This window comes from Pseudomonas sp. S35 (assembly GCF_009866765.1).
Lineage (GTDB): Bacteria > Pseudomonadota > Gammaproteobacteria > Pseudomonadales > Pseudomonadaceae > Aquipseudomonas.
On record NZ_CP019431.1, the window covers coordinates 6561266 to 6586155 of the forward strand.

Consider the following 24890-nt stretch of genomic DNA (forward strand, 5'->3'; position numbering starts at 1 on the left):
GCGATGCGCGAACAGCAAGCACACACCTTCACTACCCATGATGGCGTCGAGCTTTTTTACCGACACTGGCCGGCCACTTCCCCTGTGGATGGCGAGCCACGCCAGGCGATCGTGCTGTTCCATCGCGGCCACGAGCATTCGGGGCGCATCGCCCATCTGGTCGATGAGCTGAACCTGCCGCACTTCGACTTCTTCGCCTGGGACGCCCGTGGCCACGGCCAGTCCCCCGGTGAGCGCGGTGACAGCCCCAGCTTCGCCACCAGCGCCCGCGACGTGCAGACCTTCTGCGACCACATCGGCGCCGCCTATGGCATCGAAGAGGAAAACCTGGCCGTCATCGCCCAAAGCGTCGGTGCGGTGATCGCGGCCACGTGGGTGCATGATTACGCGCCGAAAATCCGTGCGCTGGTGCTCGCCTCGCCGGCGTTCAAGGTCAAGCTGTACGTACCGTTCGCCCGTCCGGGGCTGGCGCTGATGCGCAAGTTTCGCGGCAATTTCTTCGTCAACAGTTACGTCAAGGCCAAGTTCCTCAGCCATGACCCGGAGCGGGTGGCGTCCTACGACAGCGATCCGCTGATCACCAAGGCGATTTCGGTGAATGTGCTGCTGGGCCTGTACGAAGCGGCCGACCGGGTTGTAGCTGATGCCCAGGCGATCCAGGTGCCGACTCAACTGCTTATCTCCGGCTCCGACTTCGTGGTGCATCGCAAACCCCAACAGCAATTTTTCGACCGCCTCGGCAGCCTGAAAAAAGAGCTGCACATCCTGCCCGGTTTCTTCCACGACACCCTCGGTGAACGCGACCGCGCCGTGGCCGTGAGCAGCGCCCGGCGTTTTATCCTGCAAAACTTTGCCCACCCGCTGGACCGCGCCTCCCTGCTCGACGCCGACAAACTCGGCGCTACCTGCGCCGAGTCCGAATCCCTCGCCGCGCCCTTGCCGCGCAATTCCCTGCGCGACCTGTACTGGCGCATGACCCGCGCCAGCATGGGCCTGGGCAAAAACCTGTCGGAGGGGGTGAAACTGGGCTTCGACACCGGTTTCGACTCCGGCAGCACCCTGGACTACGTGTACCGCAACACCCCTACCGGCAAAGGCGCGCTGGGCCGGATGATCGACACCAACTACCTCAACTCCATCGGCTGGCGCGGCATCCGCCAGCGCAAGCTGAACGTCGAGGAACTGCTGCGCCTGGCCATGGCCAGGTTGCGCGACGAACAGCGTGAAGTGCGTATCGTCGACATCGCCGCCGGCCACGGCCGCTACATACTGGAAGCCTTGCAGGGCGTGTCGCCGTTGCCGGAATCGATCCTGCTGCGCGACTACAGCGACATCAACGTGCGCGACGGTGGCGCGCTGATCCGCGAAAAAGGCCTGGGGGATATTGCACAGTTCGTCAAAGGCGATGCATTTGACCGCGCCGATCTAGCCGCGCTGGAACCCAAGCCAACCTTGGCGGTGGTATCCGGGCTGTATGAGTTGTTTGCCGATAACAGCATGGTTGGCGGTTCGCTGGCCGGCCTCGCCGAAGCCGTCGAACCTGGTAGTTACCTGGTGTACACCGGCCAACCGTGGCACCCGCAACTGGAACTGATCGCCCGCGCATTGACCAGCCATCGCCAAGGCCAGGCCTGGGTGATGCGCCGTCGCAGCCAAGCGGAAATGGACCAACTGGTAGAGGCCGCCGGTTTCCGCAAGATCACCCAACGTGTGGATGAGTGGGGCATCTTTACCGTGTCCCTGGCGCAGAAGATCTGAACATGCGCGAACCCGGTTTACTGAAGCCCGCCGTCCTTTGGCTGCTGCTGTTGGCGCCGCTGTTTTTCAGCACCTACGGCTTTGCCACCTGGGTCACCAGCCAGCGCAGCGACGTGGGCACGTTGGTGTTCGGCTGGGAAACCCATATGCCGTTCTGGGCCTGGACCATCGTGCCCTACTGGTCCATCGACCTGCTGTATGGCTTCTCGCTGCTGCTGCCCAACACCCGCCACGAACTCAAGCAACATGCGCTGCGCCTGCTGAGTGCCCAAGTGATTGCGGTGAGCTGTTTCCTGATCTGGCCGCTGCGCTTCACGTTCGAGCGGCCGGAGCTGGATGGCGTGTTTGGCTGGCTGTTTGCAGTGCTGGCGGGCTTCGATAAGCCGTTCAACCAAGCGCCGTCGCTGCATATCGCACTGCTGGTGATCTTGTGGGTCATGTTCCAACGTCATACCCAAGGTGTCTGGCGCTGGCTGGTGCATGGCTGGTTCGCGTTGATCGGGCTTTCGGTGCTGACCACTTATCAACATCACTTTATCGACTTACCCACAGGCGCCCTCGCCGGCTGGCTGTGCGTGTGGTTGTGGCCGCTGGAACATCCGAGCCCGCTGTTGAATGCACGGCTCACCCGAGACACGAAGCGCTGGCGGCTGGGCGTGCGTTACGGCCTGGGCGCGCTGGCGTTGATCATCCTGGCATTTAGCCTTGGCGGGTGGTGGCTGTGGCTGCTGTGGCCGGCGGTTTCCCTGGGTTTGATCAAGGCGAATTATTTCGTGCTGGGCGCGGCGGGTTTCCAGAAGCGCGCCGACGGCCAGCTCACACCCGCCGCTCGCTGGTTGTATGCGCCCTATCTGGCGGGCGCCTGGATCAACTCCAGGCTGTGGACGCGTCAGCATCCGCAGCCCGACCGGGTTGTGGATAACGTTTGGCTGGGGCGAATTCCTACCGCAAAGGAGCAGGTTTCATTCAGCGCCATTGTCGATCTGTGCGCCGAATTGCCGATTAATCCACAGGGCCGTGCGTACCAGTGTGTCCCCGTGCTGGACCTGATCGCGCCGACACCCGCCGAATGCCTGCAAGCAGCCCAAGCCATCGAACGCCTGCGTGCACAGGGCCCGCTGTTGGTGTGCTGCGCCCTCGGTTACTCACGCAGCGCCACTGCTGTCGCCGCCTGGCTGTTGCACAGCGGACGAGCCACGACGGTGGACGCAGCGCTGACTATTATTCGTACAGCGCGGGCCGATGTGGTCCTGCACCCCGCTCACCGTGAAGCGTTGGAGGGTTTACCCCATGCCTGCTGATATGGAACTCCAGGTTGTCGCCAGCCTGTTGCGTCGTGGCCGTTCGCTGGATCAGTTATCCACAGGCCTGACCGTGGCCGGTGTGTTGTTCGGCCTGGCGCAGTTGCTGATGCCAAGTGTTACGCCGATCTGCCTGCTGCTCAGCGTGTGGATGATTATCCTCGGGCTGCTGCAAAAGTACTGGGCGCTGCGCGTGGCCTTCGACGCCGACCTGTTCGCCCTGCTGGCCCGTGACACCGAGCGCACCGGCGACCTCGACCAGGCCCTGCAAACCCTCGGCCTGCAATCACCCAAGCGGGCCGGCCGACCCTGGACCGAGCGCCGTCGCGGCGCCCTCAAACTGTTGCGCAAACAAGCCTGGCTGCTGGGCGCGCAAGCGCTGCTGACCTTGGGCGTGATCCTCGCCAGCCCTTGGCTGCCTTTCGCCGGATAAGGAATCCCCATGTTCGAACCCGTGGTCGCCACGTTGATTACCTCCATGGCCCGCACCGTCACCGGCGCCCGTAGCCTGTGGCTGGGGTGCGCGCCGGTGCCGGTGCAACGCATCTACTTTGCCAACCACAGCAGCCACGGCGACTTTGTGCTGCTGTGGGCCTCGTTGCCACAAAACCTGCGCAAGTTCACGCGCCCGGTGGCCGGCAGCGATTACTGGAATAAAAGCGCGCTGCGCCGTTACATCATCAACCGCGTGTTCAACGGCGTGCTGATCGACCGCGAACGCAAAGAACCTGTGGATAACCCGTTGCAGCCAATGCTCGCTGCCCTGGAAGGCGGCGATTCGCTGATCATCTTCCCCGAAGGCACGCGCAATCTGGAGGACGGTTTGCTGCCGTTCAAAAGCGGCCTGTACCACCTGGCAAAAAGTTACCCACAGGCCGAACTGATCCCGGTGTGGATCGCCAACCTCAACCGGGTCATGCCCAAGGGGCGCGTCTTGCCGCTGCCGTTGTTATGCACCACCAGCTTCGGTGCACCGCTGCAACTGGAGGACGGTGAAGACAAGGCGCTGTTCTTGGCCCGCACACGTGACGCCTTGCTCGCCCTCGCCCCGGAGCATGTCTGACATGGATAGCCAAACCCTGATGTTGTTCGGCGGGATCGGCGCGATCCTGGTGCTCGCCTCGCTGATCGGCCTGATCCTCAAACTGCGCACCCGTGGCACGCCAAACGCGGTGATCGACAACCTCAACGCCCGCATCAACGCCTGGTGGGTCATGGTGGTGGTGATCGGCATCGCCTTCTGGCTCGGCACCGGTGCGTTGATCCTGTTGTTCTACGCGGTGTCGTTCTACGCCCTGCGCGAATTCCTCACCCTCACCCCGACCCGACGCAGCGACTACCCGGCCTTGGTGGCGGCGTTTTACCTGGCGTTGCCGCTGCAGTACCTGCTGATCTACGCCGACTGGTACGGGTTGTTCTCGATCTTCATCCCGGTGTACGTGTTTTTGCTGCTGCCGATCCTCGCCTCCCTGGGCGGCGACACCACGCACTTCCTGGAACGTGCCTCGAAAGTGCAATGGGGCTTGATGATCGCGGTGTTCTGCGTGTCTTTCGTGCCGGCATTGCTGACGCTGGACATCCCCGGCTACGAAGGCCGCAACCTGCTGCTGATCGCCTACCTGGTGATCGTGGTGCAGCTGTCGGACGTGCTCCAGTACGTGTGTGGGAAATTGTTCGGCAAACACAAGATCGCGCCCAACCTGTCGCCGTCGAAAACCGTGGAAGGCTTTGTCGGCGGGATTTTGCTGTCATCGCTCATCGGTGCGGCGCTGTGGTGGACCACACCGTTCAACCCGTGGCAGTCATTTTTGATTGCGCTGTTGATCAACCTGCTGGGGTTTGCCGGTGGGATTGTGATGTCGGCGATCAAGCGTGATCGGGGGGTTAAAGACTGGGGCCATATGATCGAAGGCCACGGCGGAATGCTGGATCGCCTGGATTCGGTGTGCTTCGCCGCGCCGATCTTCTTCCACCTGGTGCGCTACTGGTGGACGTGACCCCACCGTTCGCAGCATCAACGATGCTTAAAGGCTGACCGATAACCCTTGTGGTGAGCGGGCTTGCCCGCGCTGGGCTGCGCAGCAGCCCCTAAACCAGACGCTGAGTTCCAACAGAAAGATCCCGCCGTGCGGCGTATATCGGCGTCATCTTTTGTATCAAAGACCCTGTAAGATACGCCGCACTTAGCCAGGGATGCTCACCATGCTCGATTCGCTCAAAGCCATCAGCCGTCGTGTTGTCGGCGTGTTTCTGACCGTGGTGGGGGCCGTTTTCGGCCAATGGCATCCTCCGCTGTGGCTGCGGGCTCTTGGCCGTGGTGTGGCGAAGTTGGGTGGTAAAGCCCGCGCTTACCCGCGCCAGACGGCTGCCGGGATGCTCGGGCTGGTACTGCTCGCGGCGGCGGGCTTCTACGGCTGGCACTGGTATTCGAACCTGCCGCAGCCGCATACCGCGAGCTACTCGCTGCACAAGCCCAACCTGACCGACTACACCCAGCCAACGCCGGTTGTGGATAACTTGCAGGTGCGCTTCGCTGAGTCCGTGGCGCCGCTTGCGGCGATCGGCAAACCTGTCACCGAGGGCATTACCCTCAAGCCTGAGGTCGCGGGCACCTGGCGCTGGGCGGATGACCGCAGCCTGCTGTTCGTGCCGGAAAAAGACTGGCCCATCGACGCCCATTACACCCTCGAGTTGGCCAAGAAAAACCTGCTGGCAGACGGCGTATTGCTGGATCAGTACAGCACCCAGTTCTCCACCCAACCGTTCCGCGCCACCCTGGCCGCCAACGAGTTGTACCAGGACCCATCCAACCCGACGTTGAAACAGCTGGTGGCGACCTTCCGGTTTTCCCACCCGGTGGATGAAGACAACCTACGCAAGCGTGTAACCGTGACCCTCGGCAAAGGCCTGGCCTACCGCGACGCCCAGTTGCCCAATCGCCCGGAAATCACCTTCGACGAGAAAAAACTCAACGCCTACGTACGCTCTGCCGCCCTGGCCACGCCGCTGGAAAGCACGCCGGTCAGCGCCAGGCTCGACGAAGGCATCAAGGCCCGCGACGGCGGCAATGCCAGCGCCGCGCCACTGGTGGCCGAAGTCACCGTACCCGGCCGCTATCGCCTGACCTTTACCGGTGCCGACGTCAGTTTTGTGGATAACGAACGCGCCGAGCCTGAGCCGGTGCTGATGTTCAGCAGTTCCAGCGCCGTAGCCGATGACACCATTGCCGGTAAGGTCCAGGCCTGGCTGTTGCCGGAAAAAGCCCAGGACGACACGCGCCCTTACACCACCAACGACATCGACGACGCCCTGCTCGCCCGCAGCACCAAGGTCAACCTGACCCACGTACCCAGCGTCGAACCGCTCAACACCCTGCACGCCTTCAAGTTCAAGGCCCCGGCCGGCCGTGCGTTGTATGTGCGCGTGCCTGCCAACCTGGAAGCCATCGGCGGCTATCTGGCAAAAAATCCTACAGCGTCGCTGGTGAGCATGCCGGCGTATCCGCGCACCTTGCAGTTCCTGTCTGACGGCGCCCTGCTCAGCCTCACCGGCGAAAAACGCCTGGGCTTCATGGCCCGTGGCGTGCCCGGCGCCCACGTGGAAATCGCCCGCTTGCTGCCCAACCAATTGCAGCACTTGGTGGACCAGAGCAGCGGCAGCTTTGCCCGGCCGAACTTCGGCAATGAGTACTTCGATCGCATGGTCGAGCGTCAGTCCCTGGACATTACGCTGTCATCCAATGACCCAGCCAAAACCGTCTACGACAACGTGGACTTGAGCCACTACCTCACCGCCAACGGCGGCCGTCGCGGCATTTTTGTGCTCAAGCTCAGCCCACAGGATGAACCGGCCGAGCGTACGTTCGACTACGACCGCAGCAGCACCAGCGACCTGCGGTTTATCGTGGTGACTGACCTGGGCATCATCGCCAAGCGCTCCAGCGACGGCAGCCATGATGTGTATGTGCAGTCCATCGGTAATGGTTCGCCGGTGGCCGACGCGCAAGTCGACATCATCGGTCGCAACGGTCTGCCGGTGAGCAGCGGCCACACCGACGGCGAAGGCCATGTGCATTTCGCCAAGCTGGATGAACTGCGCCGTGAGAAAACGCCGCTGATGTATGTGGTCAGTCGCGGTAACGACCAGTCGTTCCTGCCGATTGCCCGTCAGTCCCAGCAGCTGGACTTGTCGCGCTTCGATGTAGGCGGTTTGGAAGAAGACGGTGCGATTGATCGCCTCAGCGCCTACCTGTTCACCGACCGCGGCCTGTACCGGCCTGGTGAAACCGCACACCTGGGCATGATCGTGCGCAGCGGCAACTGGAAAGGCGCCCTACAAGGCCTGCCGGTGGAACTGCAAATCACCGACCCACGTGGTCTGGAAGTGATTCGCCAGCCGCTGAAGCTGTCCGCGAGCGGGTTTGAAACCTTTGATTTCCCCAGCAGCGAAGTCGCCCCCGCCGGGGAGTACACCGCGACGTTGCAGTTGATTGGCCAAAAACAGACCCGCACCGACCTGGGCAGTGTCAGCTTCAAGGTCCGCGACTTCGAGCCGGACCGCATGAAGGTCAGCCTGAGCCTGCATGACACCCCGGTGCCGGGCTGGATTCCCCCGGACCAGGTGGTGGCTAAAGTCACCGCGATGCACCTGTTCGGCGCCCCGGCGTCGGGCCGTCGCGTCACCGCGAAAATGTCCCTGAGCCCGACGCTCGCGGCCTTCGACCGCTACCCCGACTACCGCTTCCGCCTCAATGATTCCCTGGAAGACGCCAGCACCGAAGACCTGGCCGAAACCAGCGTGGACGATAACGGCCAGGCCGTGCTCGACCTCAACCTGCAACGTTTCGCCAACAGCACCTATCGCTTGCAAGTGATGACCCAGGTGTTCGAGGCCGAAGGTGGCCGCAACGTGGCGGCGCAAAGTGCGTTGCTGGTGTCGTCCGCGCCGTACCTGGTGGGTGTGAAAAGTCAGGACTCGCTGTCGTACGTTGCCAAGGATGCGCCACGCCAGGTGCAGTGGCTGGCCGTCGCGCCAGACCTTTCGCCGCTTGCGGTGGATGGCCTGACCAGCGAAGTGGTCGAGCACCGTTATGTGTCGGTGCTGGTGAAGCAATCCAACGGCACCTACAAGTACGAGTCGCGCATCAAGAACATCAACCAACCGGCTTCACCGCTGGTGATGACCAAGGACGGCGCCAAGCAGACCCTCAACACCGGCACGCCAGGGGATTTCACCCTGCAAGTGAAGGACGCCAACGGCAACCTGCTCAACCAGATCGACTACAGCGTGGCCGGGCGCGGCAACACCTCGCGCTCTCTGGAGCGTAACGCCGAGCTGCAACTGCGCCTGGATAAACGCAGCTACGCCACCGGTGATGAGATCGCCATCAGTATTCGCGCGCCGTACACCGGCGCGGGCTTGATCACCATCGAGCGCGACAAGGTCTACACCCAGCAGTGGTTCAAGGCCGACAGCACCAACAGCGTGCAACATATCCGCGTGCCTGCGGGGCTTGAGGGCAATGCCTACGTCAACGTGCAGTTCGTGCGGGACATCGGCTCGTCCGAGGTTTATATGAGCCCGCTGTCCTACGGGGTGGTGCCGTTCAGCATCAACCTGGATGCGCGGCGCATGGCACTGAAGGTCGAAGGCCCGGCGAAGATCGAGCCGGGGCAGACCCTGGACATCAAGGTCAACGCCGACCGGCCGGGCCGCGCAGTGGTTTACGCGGTGGATGAAGGCATCCTGCAAGTGGCGCGCTATCAAACGCCGGACCCGTTGGGCTTCTTCTTCCAGAAGCGTGCGCTGGAAGTCGGCACCAGTCAGATCCTTGACCTGATCCTGCCGGAATTCAGCCGCCTGCTCAGTGGGGCAGCGCCGGGTGGCGATACGGAAGGCGCCCTGGCCAGTCATCTGAACCCCTTCAAGCGTAAACATCAGCCGCCCGTGGCCTGGTGGTCCGGGCTGGTGGATTTGCCGGCCGGTGAGACCGTGCTGCATTACCAGGTGCCCGACAGCTTCAACGGCAAGTTGCACCTGTTTGCCGTCGCGGTGGATACCGACAGCGTGGGCGTCAGCGAGGCCACGACCGACGTGCGCGGGCCGATTGTGATCACGCCCAACGTACCGGCCTTCGTGGCGCCGGGGGATGTGTTCAACGTCAGCGCCGGGGTCTTCAGCAACCTCGATGCAGCGGCGGATGTGAAGTTTGAAGTGCAGACCAGCGCCGGCCTCGTGGTGCAGGGTGACAAGGGCAGCACCCTGTCGCTGCAGCCGCGCAAGGAAGGCACTGCCGAGTTCAAGATCAAGGTCGGCGACACACTCGGTTCGGCGGACCTGCGTTTTGTCGCGGTGCTGCCGGATGGCAAGCGGATCCAGGTGGCAGAAACCACCTCGATCCGGCCATTGAGCGAGCATCGCGTGGCACTGAGCCTGGGCCGTTTCGACAGCGCCAGCAAAGAGCTCAAGCCCACCCGTGAACTGTTCAGCCAACTGCGTGATGTGCAACTGGGCGTGGCCGCCTCGCCGCTGGTGTGGGCCAACGGCCTCAAGCACTACCTGGATGACTACGGCTATGCGTGCACCGAGCAATTGGTCTCCAAGGCCATGCCGGCCTTGATCTGGGGCGGCACCGCACCCGAGGCTGAGCAAGCCTTCAACAGCGCGGTGCGCATGCTGCGCCAGCGTCAGAACCAGGCCGGTGGCTTTGGTTTGTGGGCGGCCAACCCGGACGTGGCGCCGTACGCCAGCCTTTACGCCACCGACTTCCTGATCGAAGCCAAGGAGCGCGGGCTGCCAGTGCCGGAAGACCTGCTGGTGCGTTCCAACGCGTATCTGACAGATCTGGCCAACGGCCCCAGCGAAGGCCTGTCGGAGTTGCGCAACCGTGCCTACGCCAGTTACCTGCTGAGCCGTCAGGGGATTCTGGTGAGCGGCGCGCTGAGCGATATCCGCGAGCGCTACGAGCGTTACTTCAAGGACAGCTGGCAAAACGACCTGGGCGCCGCTTACCTGGCCGCCAGCTACAAGCTGCTCAAGCAGGATCGCCAGGCCGATACGCTGTTGCGCAAAGTTCCGTGGCGTTCGCTGGTGGATAAGTGGGACAGCGACGGTCTGTATTACGACCCGCTGGTGCACGACGCCGAACACTTGCACCTGCTGGCGCGCCACTTCCCGGAACTGATGGATGACGTGCCCACGGCGCTGCTGGACAAGCTCGGCAAACGCCTCAACGAGCAGCGCTACAACTCGCTCTCGGCTGCGCTGTTGCTGCGCGCCCTGGACAACTATGGCCAACGTGCGCAAAGCGACATGACGCTCAAGGCCACCGCGTGGCTGGGCGACAAGCAGCAACAATTGCTGGAGATGGCCGGCCAGCCACCGCGCGCCGCTGTACCAGGCGCCACGCAGAAGCTGGTGATGGAAAAATCCGATGGCCCGGCGGCGTTCTATATGCTCAGCGAAGCCGGTTTTGACAAGGGCGCCAAGCTCAAAGCCATCAACAACGGCCTGGAAATCATCCACGAATACCTCGACCTCAAAGGCGAGCCGGTGAGCAAGGTGGCCGTGGGCGATGAGTTCCTGGTGCGCTTGCGCCTGCGCGCGACCGACCGTGACCAGGTGCAGCAAGTGGCTGTGGTCGACTTGCTGCCCGGCGGTGTCGAGCCTCTGTATAACTTGCCGCCGGAGCCGCAAGCCGCGAGCAGCGAGGAAAGCGAGGGCGAAGAATCCGAGTACGTAGAAGCCAGCGAAGAAGAAGCCGACACCTGGCAGGCCCCCATCGGCGAAACCGAGTTGAGCAACTGGCAGCCAGACTACGTGGACGTGCGGGATGATCGGGTGGTGTTGTACGGCACTGCGCTGCGTGATGTAGGCACTTTTGTGTACCGCGTGCGCGCCACCAACGCAGGGACGTTCAATACGCCACCGGCCTACGCCGAAGGCATGTACGAAACCACCCTGCAAGGGCGCGGCAAAGTAGGCCAGCTTGAAATTACCAAACCTTAAACGCCTGGCGCCACTGCTGGCAGCGGCGTGTGTACTGGCGGGGCTGCGGCTATGGCCCCATGCGCCGCTGGAACAGGCCGTCACTTCGTCGCGGGTGGTGTTGGCCGACGATGGCTCGTTGCTGCGCATGACCCTGGCGGATGACGGCCAATACCGCCTGTGGCTACCGCTGGAGCGCATCTCGCCGTCGTTGGTTGAGGCCCTGCTGCTCAAAGAGGACCGCAACTTCTACTGGCACCCGGGGATCAATCCCCCGGCGCTGCTGCGGGCGGCCCTGGCCACCTACAGCGGCGGCCAGCGCCAGGGCGGCTCGACCTTGAGCATGCAACTGGCGCGACGCCTGTGGGACCTCAACACCCGCCAAGTGCCCGGCAAATTGCAACAGATGGCGTTGGCGTTGTGGTTGGAAGCGCGCTACAGCAAGCACGACATCCTTGAGGCCTACCTGAACCTGGCGCCCATGGGCGGCAATATCGAAGGGGCCGAAGCGGCCAGCCGTATTTACTTCGGTAAGTCGGCGGCGCAGTTGTCGTTGTCCGAAGCCTTGGCGCTGGCGGTGATCCCACAACAGCCGGGCCGGCGGGCGCGCTTCGGGCCTTCGCTGCAAAACGCCCGGCAGCGCCTGATGAATGACTGGCGTGCGACTTATCCACAAGACCCGCGCAATGACAGTTTGCTGGACTTGCCCCTGCAAGCCCGCAACCGCCAGCAGATTCCTTTTTTGGCGCCGCACCTGAGCGAACAATTGCTGGCATCCCAAGCCAGTAACGAGTTGAACAGCACCCTTAATCTGCCTTTGCAGCAGTTGCTGGAGCGCTTGATCAGCGGATTCATCGCCGAACGGCGCAGCACCGGTGTGGAAAACGCCACGGCGATCCTGATCGACAGCCGCGACCAGAGCGTCAAGGCCCTTGTGGGTTCGGCGGATTACTTATCCACAGGCATCCACGGGCAGGTCAACGGCGTGCTGTCGCGGCGCTCGCCGGGGTCGACGCTCAAACCGTTTTTATATGGCTTGGCGCTGGACCAAGGGGTGATCCACCCTATGAGCATCCTCAAGGACTTACCGAGTAACTTCGGCTACTTCCAACCGGAAAACTTCGACGGCAGTTTTGTCGGCCCGCTGACGGCGCGGGATGCGTTGATCCGTAGTCGCAATATCCCGGCGGTGTGGCTGGCCAGCCAGGTCAAATCGCCTTCTCTATACGGCTTGCTGCAACGCGCCGGCATCAAAGGCCTGCGCGACGAAAGCCATTACGGCCTGGCGCTGGCCCTTGGCGGCGGCGAGATGACCCCGCAGGAGCTGGCGCGCCTGTACGTGATGCTGGCGGGCGACGGGCATCTGCGGCCGTTGCGCTACTTGCAGGAACAGCCGCAAACCACCGGCGCGCAATTGCTCACGCCCCAGGCGGCGTTTATGGTGCGCGACATGCTGCGGCGCAACCCGCGTCCGGATGGCCTGCCTGGCCGCCATTGGCGCACCGCCTGGAAAACCGGCACGTCGTGGGGTTTCCACGATGCCTGGAGTGCCGGCCTGGTCGGCCCGTATGTGCTGGTGGTGTGGGTGGGTAACTTCGATGGGCGGCCGAACCCGGCGTTTATCGGCGCCAAGACCGCCGCACCGTTGTTCTTTCGCATTGCCGACGCGTTGCCCCTTGCCTTGCCCAACGTCGCGATCAAGGCCGACAAGCCGCCCGCCGGCCTGGTGCGCATCGATGTCTGCGCCGCCTCCGGTGAGCTGCCCAACCGCTGGTGCCCGCAAACCCGCAAGACCTGGTACATCCCCGGCGTCTCGCCGATTCGCGTGTCCAACCTGCACCGCCCGGTGCTGATCGACACCCGCACCGGCAAGGCCGCGTGCCCACCGTTCGAAGCGCAATACACCCGCGAGGAAGTCTTCGAATTCTGGCCAAGCGACGTGCAACGCCTGTACCGCGCCGCCGGCCTGCCCCGCCGCACACCGCCCAACGTGATGAAAAACTGCCAGCCCAACCGCATCACCGACCAGAGCGAGGCACCGCAGATTCGCTCACCGCTGACCCAAGTGAGCTACCAACTGCGCCTGTCCCAACCCCAGGAAAGCATCCCGCTGAACGCCAACGCCGCCAGCGATGCGGCGACTCTGTACTGGTTCGCCGACCAAACCCTGATCGGCCAAGGCCCGCCACAAGCCACGCTGAACTGGCGGCCAGGCAAGTCGGGGGAGTATCGGTTAAGGGTCAGTGATGATCAGGGGAGGAGTGCGAGTCGGGGGTTGCGGGTGGAGTTTGTGCCATGAGCAACCGCTGATCCAACTGGCAATATCACTTATGCCGTGAAACCACCTGCGTATAGAGCTCGGAATAGGCCTGCCCCAAACTTTGTGCGGTAAACACGTCGAGATAGCGCGTTCGAGCCGCCTCACCGTAGCGCTGCGCAAGGTTTGGGTTGTCCCAGAGCGTCTGCATGGCCAAGCGCAAGGCGCCAGCATCCATCGGCGGCACGACAATACCGGTGGTGCCGTGCAAGTTGATGAAGCTGGTACCTGTGCCTATTTCACAGCAAATCAACGGTTTGCCGAACATCGCGCCTTCCAGCAAGCCGATACCGAACGCTTCTGAACGTAGGTGCGAGGGAAACACCACTGAGTAGCACGCCTGCATCAGGTTGACCTTGTCCTGTTCATCGACACTTCCGAGGAAGTGCACGTTGGTCAGTTGAAGGCGGGCGGCGACGCGCATGAGTTCCTGCTCCAACGGGCCAGCACCGACGATCAGCAAGGGCCAGGGCGACGCTTTCATGGCCTCCAGAAGGTAGTGCAACCCCTTGTAGTAGCGCTGAACGCCAACAAAGAGGAAAAAACGCTCGCCATACCGCCGTCGCAAATCTGCCACCGCAGCTGCGTCCGGCTCCGGGTACAGAGACTGAGCCAGGCCGATGGGAATCGCCTGGGCCTTGTCCTGGTAGCGCCGCAGCACCGTTGAGCTTTGAAGGTAATTGGGGCTGGTCGCCGCAATCGCGTCGACCCGCCCGAGGAACGCATGCATCAGCGGTCGGTAGACCTGTAGCAACACTTTCTGGCGCACGATATCGGAGTGGTAGGTGACCACACTCGGCTTACGCAGCCCTTTGGCCAGGTGAACCAAGTCCATGAACGGCCAGGGGTAGTGGTAATGGATGACGTCAGCCTCCTGCGCCAAACGGGCGAAGTCTGCAAACGCCGACCAAGAGAACCCCGTCCTGGCGAGGTTGAGGTTCTGTCGGGACTGGTACATGCGGTAGCTGGGCGTTTGCTGGGGTGGCAGTGGCTCATCTGCCAGGGAGAGCACCGTATTCTGATAGCCTTGGGCCGCTGTCGCATCCGTCAGGTGCCGGATGAACATCTCAACGCCCCCGAACTGGTCAGGTCCGAAGGTCTTGTAGAAGTGCAAAACTCTCACGAAAAAAGCGCTCCCGACCGCATCAACCCTTTACCGACAATTTGGTCCACAACCCATCCACTTTCTGGATCGGACATTGAGCGTTGAAACCATTTGTGTCGGTACGCACAGCCGTCAGCACCTTCGGATTGTCGTCGACTTTCGAGAAGGTGATCACGCCACAATCCTTGATGCGCACGATCAGCGGGCTGACCTCTGGAAAGGTGTTCATCTTGGCGTTGAAACCTGGATAGCCACTGATGACCTTGCTCACCTTGCCGATGACGCGGTGAGCTTCAAGGCGGGTCTCTCCGTCGGGCAACTGGTTGAAGCGCAGGTATTGGCCATCCTGTTGCGGGACATTGACCGCCATTGGTTTGGCCGTGGCCTGAGGTGCCGGCGTGGTGGCTTTGTCACAGCCGACGAGGGTCAACAATACAGCGCCAACGACGAACATCTTGTTCATGCGGCGATACTCCTTGTGAGGATTGGAAAGAATAGGTTTGTCGATCATGGTGACGTGTACTCAGGTACGTCCCGCACCGCAGAGGCGCCGATACCGATCACGCGCCGCCACGGCAATACGCGGCGAAAACGAGAACAACAGCAGCGAAGACGCGGACACCAGCCAGCGTCGACGAAACCAGCAGAGCGCGTATTTATTGAGCAACAAGTGCAGGTAGCGTCCCACCCTGTGCCGCCCCGAACGACGAGCGCGCAGGGTGCTGAGGTCATCTGCGGTCAGGATCGTTTCGGGTGCGTAAGGATCCGTGAGGAATCGCGCTGGCGGTGTCACGCCGAGACTCTGCCAGTCGTGGACTTCGAAATTGTCCAGCAGCAGGTCTTCCCATGCGCAGAACGCAGCGAAGCGGGTGTCCGAGATATGTTCAAGGTCCAGCGCCACGCCGCAGGTTTGTATGAAGCGCAGCAGGATGGCCTGCTCGGGCAGCAGCCGGAAAGAGGTGTAGCCCTGGAACGTGCCGATCGGATTGATCCGAGGGCCGCCTGCCAGGTAGACAAATTCAGCCGGTAGCGGACCGATGCTCCAGAGCCGCCGAAGGTCATCAGTGCGACCAAACTGCAGCGTATCGCTCAGGTGAAACAGGTAGCAGAGTTTGATCGGATTGCGCAGGAACAGGTTAGAGACGCCAATCCTTGCGCCCAGCAGGTTTGCGGGTTGCTCCTCGCCCATCAGCGTCAGCAGCGCGTCGCTGCACAGCACGTGATCGGTGCGCAGTTTGAGTGAGAACTCCCGCGTCGCCAGGGCCATGCCATTGGCGACGGAGCCAATGAGTTTGTTGACGTTATTGAGGTTGCCGTTGACGTCGTCGAAATGCCTGGGCGACGCATCGACGACGCACTGCACGCCCTCATAGGCCACGTCGGTGCGGTCATCCGTGGTAGATAGGATGATCTGCGCCCCAGGCAGGTAGTGGCGCACCGACTGTATGGCGCGCGCGGCGATATCCACCGCGCCGTCCCGCAGAGGGCCTTGGAGAATGACCGAGAGCCTGCCTGCGTCGATGCTCATGCGCGTTCGTTCAAGGTGTTCGCCAACATCAGGGCAAGGGCGACGACCGTCACTGTCGGGTTGCGTGACCCGCAGCGCGGAAACAACGAAGACCCGGCGACGTAGACGTTTTCAGTGCCCTTGACGCGAAAGTCCTTATCGACCACCGCGTTGTCACCCGCGCTCATGTTCAACATGCCCACGAGGTGATGGGTCCCGAAGGCATTTTGATAATGTGCTTGTTCGGCTTCACGAACGGGCAACACCCCAAGTGCTTCCATCTTTGCGTAGATCGCGGCAATTACCGCATCGTAGCGGTGTTTATTTCCGTGGTAGCCGTCGGTGTCCATGCGTACGGCACCGCCCTCATAGAACAGCGAAACGTCCCACTGCGGCGGAATTTCCAAGAGGATGTACAAGCTCAGGGTGCCGGCCAGTTCTTCAACCGATTCCTGTACCGCCCAGCTGTTCATCTTTTTCAGGTCCAGCGCGCCGGCCAGGGCTGCATTACTGGCCGATGTCATCAGGCCCAGCGTGGTGTACTCGATGCCATCCAGTTCACCAGAAAGCTCCGGGATCACCACCTGCGCGGCGGTATTGACCTGGAAGAACGGGATCTTCGCCTTAGGCAAGTGACAGGCCAGTTCGGCAACCGCGTGGTCCTGGCAGTAACGCCCGATGAACGCCTTCGGGGTTTGCGGCGGCAAGTTGCTTTTCCACAGCAGCTTCAACGATTCTACGCCGTGCGCCGCAATGACCACGCGATTGAAACGAATACTTAGAGGCCCCTTGGGTGTCTGGCAGATCGCCTCAACGGCCTTGCCGTCCTCGAAGCGCAAATGATCGACCAGCACCTCGTTCATCACCTGTGCGTTGTTGCGGATATGCAGTGAACGGGTCTTGGCGTCCATCGGGCATAACTCGCAGTCGCCCGCCCCCATGCAGAGGCCTTGCCCATCGAGGTTTTCCACGGACAGGTTGTGCGCCTGCGCACCGATATAGGCTTGCGGAAAATAAGGCGACAAGGCTTGGTGCCAACGATGCGTGCCTTGGATTTCGGACAGCGAGTTGCGCTCGTCGGGGTCACGGGGGTCAGCACTGATGCGCAGCAGGCGCTCGGCATTGCGGTAATGAGGTTGCAACGTTTGGAAGTCGAATGGCCAACGGAACCCATCGGCCGTCTGGTCAAACATCGACGCAGAAAGCCGGAAGCTCAACCCGCCCCAGTGGTTGGAACAGCCGCCATCGACCAGGATGTAGTCGGAGGCACAATCGGGCGGTAGCTCCTCGGGCATATTGAAGGCGTGCACGGACTCATAGGAACGGCGAATCAGCGCATCGTGGCGGTCGGCTTTTTCCATGGCGTTGAATCGAGCGCGTCGTTCAAAGATGTTGAACTTCTCACCGCGTTCAACGATGAGGCAAGGGCCCGTCAAACCATGCGCAACGGTACGTCCGGCAAAGCCGTTGCCGATAATCAGTGTTTCAACAAACATTAGCCTGTAACTCTATAAAAACCGGGCGTACCCAACGTGCGGGTATAGGGCTCTACCACGAACAATGAACGGTTGTGGTGGACCAGATGGTGGAGGATGGCCTCTCGGTCTTCATCCTTGAGGTTGCGCGAATAAAGCTTGATCAGCAGATCGGGGGGCATGTGATGGAATTTCACCTGCGAATTGCCCTGCTGGAGCGCACGAAAATCAACGCTCTTGACCATCGATCGGCGACCCAGCCAGCCCCCTAGCGCTACGCCACTCGCGAATACACCTAGCCCCGCAACGAACTGTCTACGCTTCATCGGCTCACGATCTCACGCGGACGATGCGTTGGTAGAAAAAGCGGGCCAGTTGGCGCAACTTGGAAACCGGCCACGCAATAAACGGCGAACTGAACAGGGCTTTCTCCAATATGGTAGAAAGCAGGAACAGTTGGTAGCGATCCGCATCCTGCGCAGCGTTGCCACCGCTGGAGGTGCTGTTGAACACGCCGTTGACTTGGCGTGCCATGTGGCCCAGTTGCAGGCGCGGCATCAACAGCACAATGTGTTTGTCACGCAGGGCGTTGGACAAAAACGTGAACGTCGCCAACTTGCGGATGAAGTCCTTGATGACCAGTTGTTCGTGCAGGCCGAAATCAATCAACAACCATGACTCGCAAGCCGCCCCCAGTTTTGAACGGATCACATTGGCATCGGACACAAACTCGCCATTGTTGACACTGCCTTTGTCGTGCAGGAAATCATCCAGCACAAACGCTCTGACGGTCGGCGCAGGCTGTACCTGGGGCACCGACCATGTGCACTCATCGATCACCACGATCTGGGTGAGCAACGAGGACGGCTGTTCAACCTGTGACAGGAAGGTCACCAGTTGCACTTGCTGGCCGTGCGCTGCCTCTTGGGAAATCAGAAAAATGTTCATTTCCTGTGCTCCACATAGCGTTGGAACGGTGTGGAGTTGTAGATCGCGCGCACGCACTCACGAAAGCCCGAAAAATAGAAAACCTCGCCGTTTCGACGGTACAGCCTAATAGCCGACAGCAAGGTTCCAGGCACGCTCAGGAGGCGAGGATGGAAGTAGTCCTCCAACCCTTCATAGAACCAGCTTTGCAGCGGGCGCTGGCGCAGCATGTTACGGAACTCGGAGCTGCCGTAGACCAGGTTGCGCTTCGCCTCGCGGGGGTTCTCCATGAACTGGAAAGCAATCGACTCGACCATGGTGTTGGGCAATTGGTCCAGGAGCACCCATTTCTCAAAATCGCGGATGAACATCGTCACGGATTCCAGGTTATTGCCGAAACCACAGCCCTGCACCACTTCGTCCACCAACTTCAGCCAGGCCCGGGAGCTGATAACCTTCAAGCCGGTAGGGATATGAGGGACCGTGTCACCCATCGCATACTTATTGGCAAACCGCTGCAAGCGGATAAGCGCTTCGTTTGCCGACATGCGAATCAGCGGTTTCTTGCGCAAGAACGAAAACTGCGAAGGGCCTGTGCGGCCATAGCGACCGCTGCAGGATTCGACGGGCGATTCAGCACCGAGCAGTGCCCTGGACGTCACCGATTGAGTGATGCCATACGGATTGACCCGCGTCGGCACGCCGCCCTTGGATGCACGAATGCCATGTTCGATATCTTCGAACTCGGCCCACAGCAGGGACTCGTCAAGGGTGAACGCCTGCCACACTTCCTTGCGACAAATGTACAGGCTGCCGGTGGGGTAGCTGGCGTCTTTGGCGTATCGCACAGGGCTCGCAAAACAGAAACCGGTACGTTCAATTTCCGCAAACAGCGCCGGGGCGATGCTGACCACTTCGTTGTCGCGTCGATGCATACCTTTCATGCCTTCGGCGATCACACCCATCGCCATGCCGTAATCTGAATAGCGGCGCGGCCCGACGTTGCGCACATTGTCGAAGAACAGGCTTTGCAGTGTCATCAACGGGTAACGTGGGCCGAAGCGGCGGACCATTTCGCCGAAGTGCGTCGGCAAGAACACCCGATCATGCAAGATAACCAAGTTGTTATAGCGGGCTTCATCGGCGATGCGGTTCTTCTTCTTGCAGATCTGCACGGGTGGCGCGGTGATGTCTTCCCCCACGATGCGCACCTGATCGAAATAGCGGAAGTTCTTGCCTGGCGTGCCACACAGAAGGATTTCCTTGTTGGGGATATCCAGTTCAAGAATGCGCTGCACGACGGCATTGAGCACCGTGGCATCTTCGGGGCCCACCGGGATACCGAAGGTCCAACTGTCCAGATCATCGTCTGTCTGTGCCGGCAGCAACCCGGCCTTGCGGTAAACCACGCGGTCGGCGCTACGCTCGACGCAGACCATGGCCGTGTTGAAGTAGGCGCGGTCCAGGTAGCTGTCTACCGAGGAGTCTTCAATGACGGTGAGTGTTTCGCCCACTGCCAGAAAGTGCGCGGCGTCCCACAACAGCAAGGGGCTCAGTTGTGAGTCGCTTTGCACACCGTAAAAGCAGTACGACCCGGGACCATAGATATCCAGCGGCCGTTTTGCTGCATGCAGCCCTTTGAGCGTGATATCAGGGCGGCCTTGCTCGAAGCGACGGAAGGAAAACAACGTCTGGTTGCCTTCCATCATGCTCAGGTCGGCCGGGAGCGCGCGCAGTTGTTTGGGCGCGAGGTAGCCCAGCTTCGGATCATGTTGCAGCTCTATCGTTTTCATTCTTCTACGACATATTTGTCATTCAGCGCGCCCGGCACTTTGACCACCACGGTCACCGCATCACTAAGTGCCTTGAAGGCCGTGATGTCGCCTGGTTCCAGCACGACGATCTCGCCGGCGCCCCAGGTCTTGCCACACATCTGGACTTCACCGGACAAGATCAGCGTCACTTCAGTGGCGATCTTGTGATAGTGAGCCGCCTCAGCATCACCCGCCGAGTAAGGTTTGACGGCAACTTCACAGGCTTGTGTGCTGAATGCAGTAGGCGTGAAACCACCGACGAACCAGCCCTTGACCATGTCTTTCAGATTGGCGGAGTTCATCTTGGACCTACATTCTCGAACGCATGTAACTGGTGATGGCTCTTGAGCGGGTGGTACTGGCTCGGATCCACGCGGTGGGTTCCGATCTTCTTGTGCAGCAGCACCAGTTCGTTGAGTGCCGGTGCAATGTAGAACGCATCGTTGACCTTGAAGTCCTTGCGGATCATTTCCTTCACGGCCTCGACAAACACACAGCCTTTGGCGAACCAGTACAGGCCGGCCACGGCATGGTTGCTGATGGGGTTTTTCTCAGCCGCCTCGACCACATAACCGTGCTCATTCTTGCGCACGAACGAGTAGCGCGGGTGCAACGACTTGAAGACCACTACGCCGGCATCGCACTCATCGCTACGGAAGTCTTCGACAATGTCGCCAAGCGCCGCGTCGAGCAGTTCGTTGCAGCTGAGAATCAGCAGTTCGTCGTCGTTGTCGATGCTCTCGGCCGCCAACAGTGCGGTGCAGGCCGCACCCATTGTCAACGCATGGACCGAGTGAATAGAGGCAATTGGACTCATCTGCTGCAGCATGTTGCGCAGGTGATACTTGGCCACGTCTGCCTTGGGTAGCATGCAGGAGATGCTGGAAGGTTGCAGTTCGAGGCATTTTTCAACCAGGTCCTGGATCAACGGAACGCCGTCACGCTCCGACAGGTAGCCCGGGTAGTTGCTTTCGGCCATGACCGAAGCGGTATCGCCCCCGGCCAGGAGTATGACGTTCAACTTGCGCACAACAATTTCTCCTGCTCTGACGCTTTATTGATCTGCTCGATCCGGGCAGTGATGTTGTCCAGGTTCACATCATTGACGTCCTCGACAACCAGCACGTGAGCACCGGAAGCACGCGCGGCACGAATGCCGTTCTCGTTGTCTTCCACGATCAGGCACTCTTGCGGCAGCAGTCCGAAGGACTCGATGGCCTTGATGTAGATGTCGGGGGCAGGTTTGGCGTGTTCCACGTCTTCGTTGGAAAACTTGAGGTCCAGATACTGATCCAGGCGCGACTTCTCCATCATCACCTCGACCGTGTTGGCAATCGAATTGGAGGCTACTGCCAGCTTGTAGCCGAGGCTCTTGAGCGACGACAACGCGTACTGGTGAATGAAGCTCGGCTTGCACTGTGCATAGACGATTTCCATCGTATACATCTGCTTCATCTCGTTGATGAAGGGGTGCAGTTCGATAGGCAAGTCACGCTCCAGGCTGAGTATGTCCAGCTTGCGTGAGGTTGGCAGACCGTCATAGGTGGTCAGGTGCTCGTGGCGGCTGATCGTGTGGCCGAAGAGGTTCAGCGCTTTGTTCAGCGCCTCGTAATGCCAGTCCTTCGCTTCGATCAACACGCCGTCCATGTCGAAAATCACGGCTTTAATCATGATGTCATTCCTTGAAGAAAGTGCGAGCTGCTTCAGGCAGGTCGGTACATAACGTCAGGTTGTGGGAGCCCTGGAATTCGGCGAGTAGTCGCCACAAGGGCAAATGTTCGCGACCGTGCAGTTCCGAGGACACCACACTGACCTGCTTGCCCTGACCCAGCAGGTCGGCGAGTTGGCCGGGCGAGTACCACTCAGCACCGAAGCTATCCAGCCAAACGCCGTCGGCTTCATGAAGCCAAGCCGGAACCGGCTCGACCTCACTCTGGCGGGTATAGGTGCACACACCGCTGGCGAGGTAACTGCGCATATCGGGCACGGCCATGTCGAAGACAAACCAATTGCTATGGCCATGGGCGTCGAACGCCGCCTTCAGCGGGGCGCAGAGTCCGTCAGCCTTGATATTCATGGCCAGCGGCAGGTTGCGCCCGGCCATGATCGCCAGCAGTTCGTCCAGCGGCATTTCGCTGCCGTCGGGCATGTCGTGGGAAATGACCAAGCGCCCACCGATGTCGCGCACATCGGTTTCCGTGCCGAAGCCCAGGTCGAAGGAACGCTCGAAGGCGGCTTTCTGGTTACGCTCGGGCTTTTGCAGCCAATAACCGCGGTGACTGATAATCTGCATGACAGATCAGCGCCCTGCACACGCTGCACGGCTGACCGGCAGATTGAGGAACAGATCCAAGTCCGACGGGATGCCCAGGCCATACATACCCGCGCCTTCCGAACCCACGTTGTAATGGATGACCCGAGCCTGGTTCTTGATCATCTCGTTGTAGGCCGGTGCCACATAGAACTCGCCATTGACCCGCAGGTCTTTGTCGAACATCGCCTCGATGGCCGCGATCAGTTGACGACCGCTACGGAAGTTGTAGATGCCCACCGTGGCCTCATCGGAGATCACTTCCTTTTCAACCACGCACTCGATTCGCCCGTCTTGCGCGAAGCCAACGAAGGACCACTTCGGGTCGTTCGCCTTCATGGTCATGATCAAGCCATCAGCATTTTGTGCCTGCATGGCACTCAGGTACGCGTCGATGTTCACGTCAACGTATTGGTCACTGTTGGCGATCATTACCGGACTATCGGAGTCGATCAGATCCTTGGCCGCGTACACCGTGCAGGCCGCGCCTTCGGTAACGCCATCCAGCTCGACGATGGCGCAACCGGGCGCCCAAGCCTGCAACTTTTCGTTCAGACCGTAGGCTTCGACATGCGCTGCCTGGCAGATGAAGATGAAGCGGTGCTCGCAGGATGGCGTAAGGTTGTCGATAACGACTTTGATCATCGGCACCGAGTGCACCGGAATCAGTGGTTTCGGATCGGTGTAGCCTGCAACTGCGAAGCGGCTGCCAGCACCTGCCATGGGGACGACTATATTAAGCATTTGATTTCCTCTACCGGCGTACGAGGTACTGTTCATACGCGTCTATAACTTCACTGGCCGGGCCAATCATTTGTACCCGTCCATCCTTGAGCCAGCACACGCGGTTGCACAGTTCCCGGACGCGCTGGGAGTCATGCGAGACAAATACGACGGTCTGTTCGCCCATCATCATGTCTCGCATCGTGGCTTCCGCCTTTTCGCGAAAGTGGCCATCGCCGACGCTCAACACTTCATCCAGCAGGATCACATCGGGTCGTGAATACTTGGAGATGGCAAAGCCCAGGCGCGCTTTCATACCTGTGGAATAGCTGCGTACTGGCACTGCGGCGCTGATATGAAGCTCGGCGTAATCGAGAATCTCGTCGCTCAATTCGCGCATGCGTCTACGGCTCATGCCCATCAACATGCCGCTGAGGACAATATTGTCTCGAGCATCAAGGTTCTCATCGAAGCCCAATTGCAGGTTGAGCAACGAAACACTGGAAACGGACTGGACCAGGCTGCCGCGAGTCGGCTGGTAGATCCCTGCCAACACCTTGAGCAACGTGCTCTTGCCCGCGCCATTGCTGCCGACTATCCCGAACGTATCGCCACGTGCTATCGAAAAAGACAGATCGTGCAATACCGTGGTGGAGGCCCTCGACATCAATCGAAGACCGTTACGAAAGGTGAGCGACAGTGATTTCGTCGTAAGAGCGGCTGGCGCGTTCATTTGCTCAGCGCCATGGCATAAGCGTTCTTGTTCCGTGCGAGGAACAGCACCGCCAGCATCAGCAGCCCTGACGCACCGCCGGCTAACGCCAGGAGATCGATCAGCACCGGCGCGCGTCCATACATCAATACATCGCGATACATTGAAATCAGCGCAGCCAACGGATTGATGTCGAGCAGAAAGCCCAATTCAGCCGGGATGTTGGCTTTGCTGTAAAACACACCGGAGGCAAACATCAGAAATTGCAGGCCTGTGGAGATAAGAATGCGCAGGTCCGGCATGAATGGAATGAGTCCGGCAACGAATACGCCTAGCGCCGCAGTAATGATCAACTGCACAAGGGCAATGAGCGGAACATACAACCAAAGCCAACTCGGCATCACACCGATAGCACAGAGAAGCAACAACAATAAAACAACGACCAGTGATTCTTTAACCAAGTCTTTGAATATCGAAGTCAGCGGAAAAATCAGAGGGTCAACTTTGCAGTGCTCGAGAATATGCTTCTTTTCGTAAATGGCGTCTGTGCAGTTCATCACGCTCTTGTTGAACCATGTCCAGAATGTGACGCCGATGATCAGGAAAACCGCAAAGTTCTCAACCTGAATACGCAACAAGTGACCGAAGACGCTGTAGTAGATGCCCAACAGCAGAATGGGCTCCAGCACCCACCATGCGAATCCAAGGCGGGTTCGCGTCGATTCCGACTTCAGCCCAAGTCTGGCACGCTCCACCGACACCTGTATCGTCGGGAAAATTCTGAGGCTTCCTTGTCGCCAGGGCATCGCACACATCTCAACAAAAACAGCCGCGCACCATACACTGATAATGGCAATCAGCCCACCCAGCAGTACATTTTTCCTACATAATAGTTCAATTAAACATATTTCAAATTGTTACAAAACCAAAAAATCCATCAGCACCACGCTGTCG

At 60.4% G+C, this 24890-nt stretch carries 21 protein-coding genes; 7 read left to right on the forward strand and 14 right to left on the reverse strand.

Annotated elements, in window-relative coordinates:
- The first annotated feature begins 3 nt into the window (after positions 1 to 3).
- From PspS35_RS29775 to pbpC, 7 genes are all read left to right on the forward strand, one after another.
- A complete protein-coding gene (locus PspS35_RS29775; protein ID WP_159937928.1) occupies positions 4 to 1758 on the forward strand; it encodes a bifunctional alpha/beta hydrolase/class I SAM-dependent methyltransferase in 1755 nt (584 codons plus the stop codon).
- Positions 1759 to 1760: 2 nt separating this feature from the next.
- The gene (locus tag PspS35_RS29780) at positions 1761 to 3059 is read left to right on the forward strand and encodes a phosphatase PAP2/dual specificity phosphatase family protein (protein ID WP_159937929.1); all 1299 of its coding nucleotides are present in this window, start codon (positions 1761 to 1763) and stop codon (positions 3057 to 3059) included.
- Positions 3049 to 3492: a hypothetical protein gene (locus PspS35_RS29785; protein ID WP_159937930.1), complete on the forward strand. Its 444-nt coding sequence runs from the start codon at positions 3049 to 3051 to the stop codon at positions 3490 to 3492. The genes PspS35_RS29780 and PspS35_RS29785 overlap by 11 nt, the downstream gene beginning before the upstream one ends.
- A gap of 9 nt (positions 3493 to 3501) precedes the next feature.
- On the forward strand, positions 3502 to 4122 hold the full coding sequence (locus tag PspS35_RS29790) for a lysophospholipid acyltransferase family protein (protein ID WP_159937931.1): 621 nt from the start codon (positions 3502 to 3504) through the stop codon (positions 4120 to 4122).
- A gap of 1 nt (position 4123) precedes the next feature.
- Positions 4124 to 5056: a phosphatidate cytidylyltransferase gene (locus PspS35_RS29795; RefSeq protein WP_159937932.1), complete on the forward strand. Its 933-nt coding sequence runs from the start codon at positions 4124 to 4126 to the stop codon at positions 5054 to 5056.
- Between the two features lie 205 nt (positions 5057 to 5261).
- Positions 5262 to 11066: an alpha-2-macroglobulin gene (locus PspS35_RS29800; RefSeq protein ID WP_159937933.1), complete on the forward strand. Its 5805-nt coding sequence runs from the start codon at positions 5262 to 5264 to the stop codon at positions 11064 to 11066.
- Complete coding sequence (gene pbpC, locus PspS35_RS29805) at positions 11047 to 13344, forward strand: penicillin-binding protein 1C (RefSeq protein WP_159937934.1); 2298 nt, start codon at positions 11047 to 11049, stop codon at positions 13342 to 13344. The genes PspS35_RS29800 and pbpC overlap by 20 nt, the downstream gene beginning before the upstream one ends.
- A gap of 25 nt (positions 13345 to 13369) precedes the next feature.
- On the opposite strand, the gene PspS35_RS29810 is transcribed toward pbpC, so the two are convergent.
- The 14 genes from PspS35_RS29810 to PspS35_RS29875 form a co-directional block, all read right to left on the reverse strand.
- Positions 13370 to 14485: a glycosyltransferase gene (locus PspS35_RS29810; RefSeq protein ID WP_194241875.1), complete on the reverse strand. Its 1116-nt coding sequence runs from the start codon at positions 14483 to 14485 to the stop codon at positions 13370 to 13372.
- 22 nt (positions 14486 to 14507) lie between these two features.
- Positions 14508 to 14930 (reverse strand): hypothetical protein, encoded by a 423-nt coding sequence (locus PspS35_RS29815; protein ID WP_159937935.1) that lies wholly within the window; start codon positions 14928 to 14930, stop codon positions 14508 to 14510.
- Positions 14931 to 14990: 60 nt separating this feature from the next.
- Positions 14991 to 15995 (reverse strand): WavE lipopolysaccharide synthesis family protein, encoded by a 1005-nt coding sequence (locus PspS35_RS29820; RefSeq protein ID WP_159937936.1) that lies wholly within the window; start codon positions 15993 to 15995, stop codon positions 14991 to 14993.
- The gene (locus PspS35_RS29825; protein ID WP_159937937.1) at positions 15992 to 17470 is read right to left on the reverse strand and encodes a GMC oxidoreductase; all 1479 of its coding nucleotides are present in this window, start codon (positions 17468 to 17470) and stop codon (positions 15992 to 15994) included. The genes PspS35_RS29820 and PspS35_RS29825 overlap by 4 nt, the downstream gene beginning before the upstream one ends.
- Positions 17470 to 17631: a hypothetical protein gene (locus PspS35_RS29830; RefSeq protein WP_159937938.1), complete on the reverse strand. Its 162-nt coding sequence runs from the start codon at positions 17629 to 17631 to the stop codon at positions 17470 to 17472. Before PspS35_RS29830 ends, PspS35_RS29825 begins: the two co-directional genes overlap by 1 nt.
- A 148-nt stretch (positions 17632 to 17779) precedes the next feature.
- The gene (locus PspS35_RS29835; protein ID WP_159937939.1) at positions 17780 to 18397 is read right to left on the reverse strand and encodes a hypothetical protein; all 618 of its coding nucleotides are present in this window, start codon (positions 18395 to 18397) and stop codon (positions 17780 to 17782) included.
- Complete coding sequence (locus PspS35_RS29840) at positions 18394 to 20169, reverse strand: hypothetical protein (RefSeq protein WP_159937940.1); 1776 nt, start codon at positions 20167 to 20169, stop codon at positions 18394 to 18396. The genes PspS35_RS29835 and PspS35_RS29840 overlap by 4 nt, the downstream gene beginning before the upstream one ends.
- A complete protein-coding gene (locus tag PspS35_RS29845) occupies positions 20166 to 20492 on the reverse strand; it encodes a hypothetical protein (protein WP_159937941.1) in 327 nt (108 codons plus the stop codon). Before PspS35_RS29845 ends, PspS35_RS29840 begins: the two co-directional genes overlap by 4 nt.
- The gene (locus PspS35_RS29850; protein ID WP_159937942.1) at positions 20489 to 21220 is read right to left on the reverse strand and encodes a glycosyltransferase family 2 protein; all 732 of its coding nucleotides are present in this window, start codon (positions 21218 to 21220) and stop codon (positions 20489 to 20491) included. The genes PspS35_RS29845 and PspS35_RS29850 overlap by 4 nt, the downstream gene beginning before the upstream one ends.
- Positions 21208 to 21861, reverse strand: a complete 654-nt coding sequence (locus tag PspS35_RS29855; protein WP_159937943.1) for an HAD family phosphatase — start codon at positions 21859 to 21861, stop codon at positions 21208 to 21210. The genes PspS35_RS29850 and PspS35_RS29855 overlap by 13 nt, the downstream gene beginning before the upstream one ends.
- Before the next feature lie 4 nt (positions 21862 to 21865).
- Entirely contained in the window at positions 21866 to 22483 is a 618-nt protein-coding gene (locus PspS35_RS29860) for a phosphodiesterase (RefSeq protein WP_159937944.1), read from the reverse strand.
- A gap of 6 nt (positions 22484 to 22489) precedes the next feature.
- Positions 22490 to 23245 carry a glycosyltransferase family 2 protein gene (locus PspS35_RS29865; protein WP_159937945.1) on the reverse strand — a complete coding sequence of 252 codons (756 nt, stop codon included), beginning with the start codon at positions 23243 to 23245 and terminating at the stop codon, positions 22490 to 22492.
- 10 nt (positions 23246 to 23255) lie between these two features.
- Positions 23256 to 23891: an ATP-binding cassette domain-containing protein gene (locus tag PspS35_RS29870; RefSeq protein WP_238785961.1), complete on the reverse strand. Its 636-nt coding sequence runs from the start codon at positions 23889 to 23891 to the stop codon at positions 23256 to 23258.
- Between the two features lie 62 nt (positions 23892 to 23953).
- Positions 23954 to 24742, reverse strand: coding sequence for an ABC transporter permease (locus tag PspS35_RS29875; RefSeq protein ID WP_159937947.1), 789 nt, complete (start codon positions 24740 to 24742; stop codon positions 23954 to 23956).
- Between the last annotated feature and the right edge of the window lie 148 nt (positions 24743 to 24890).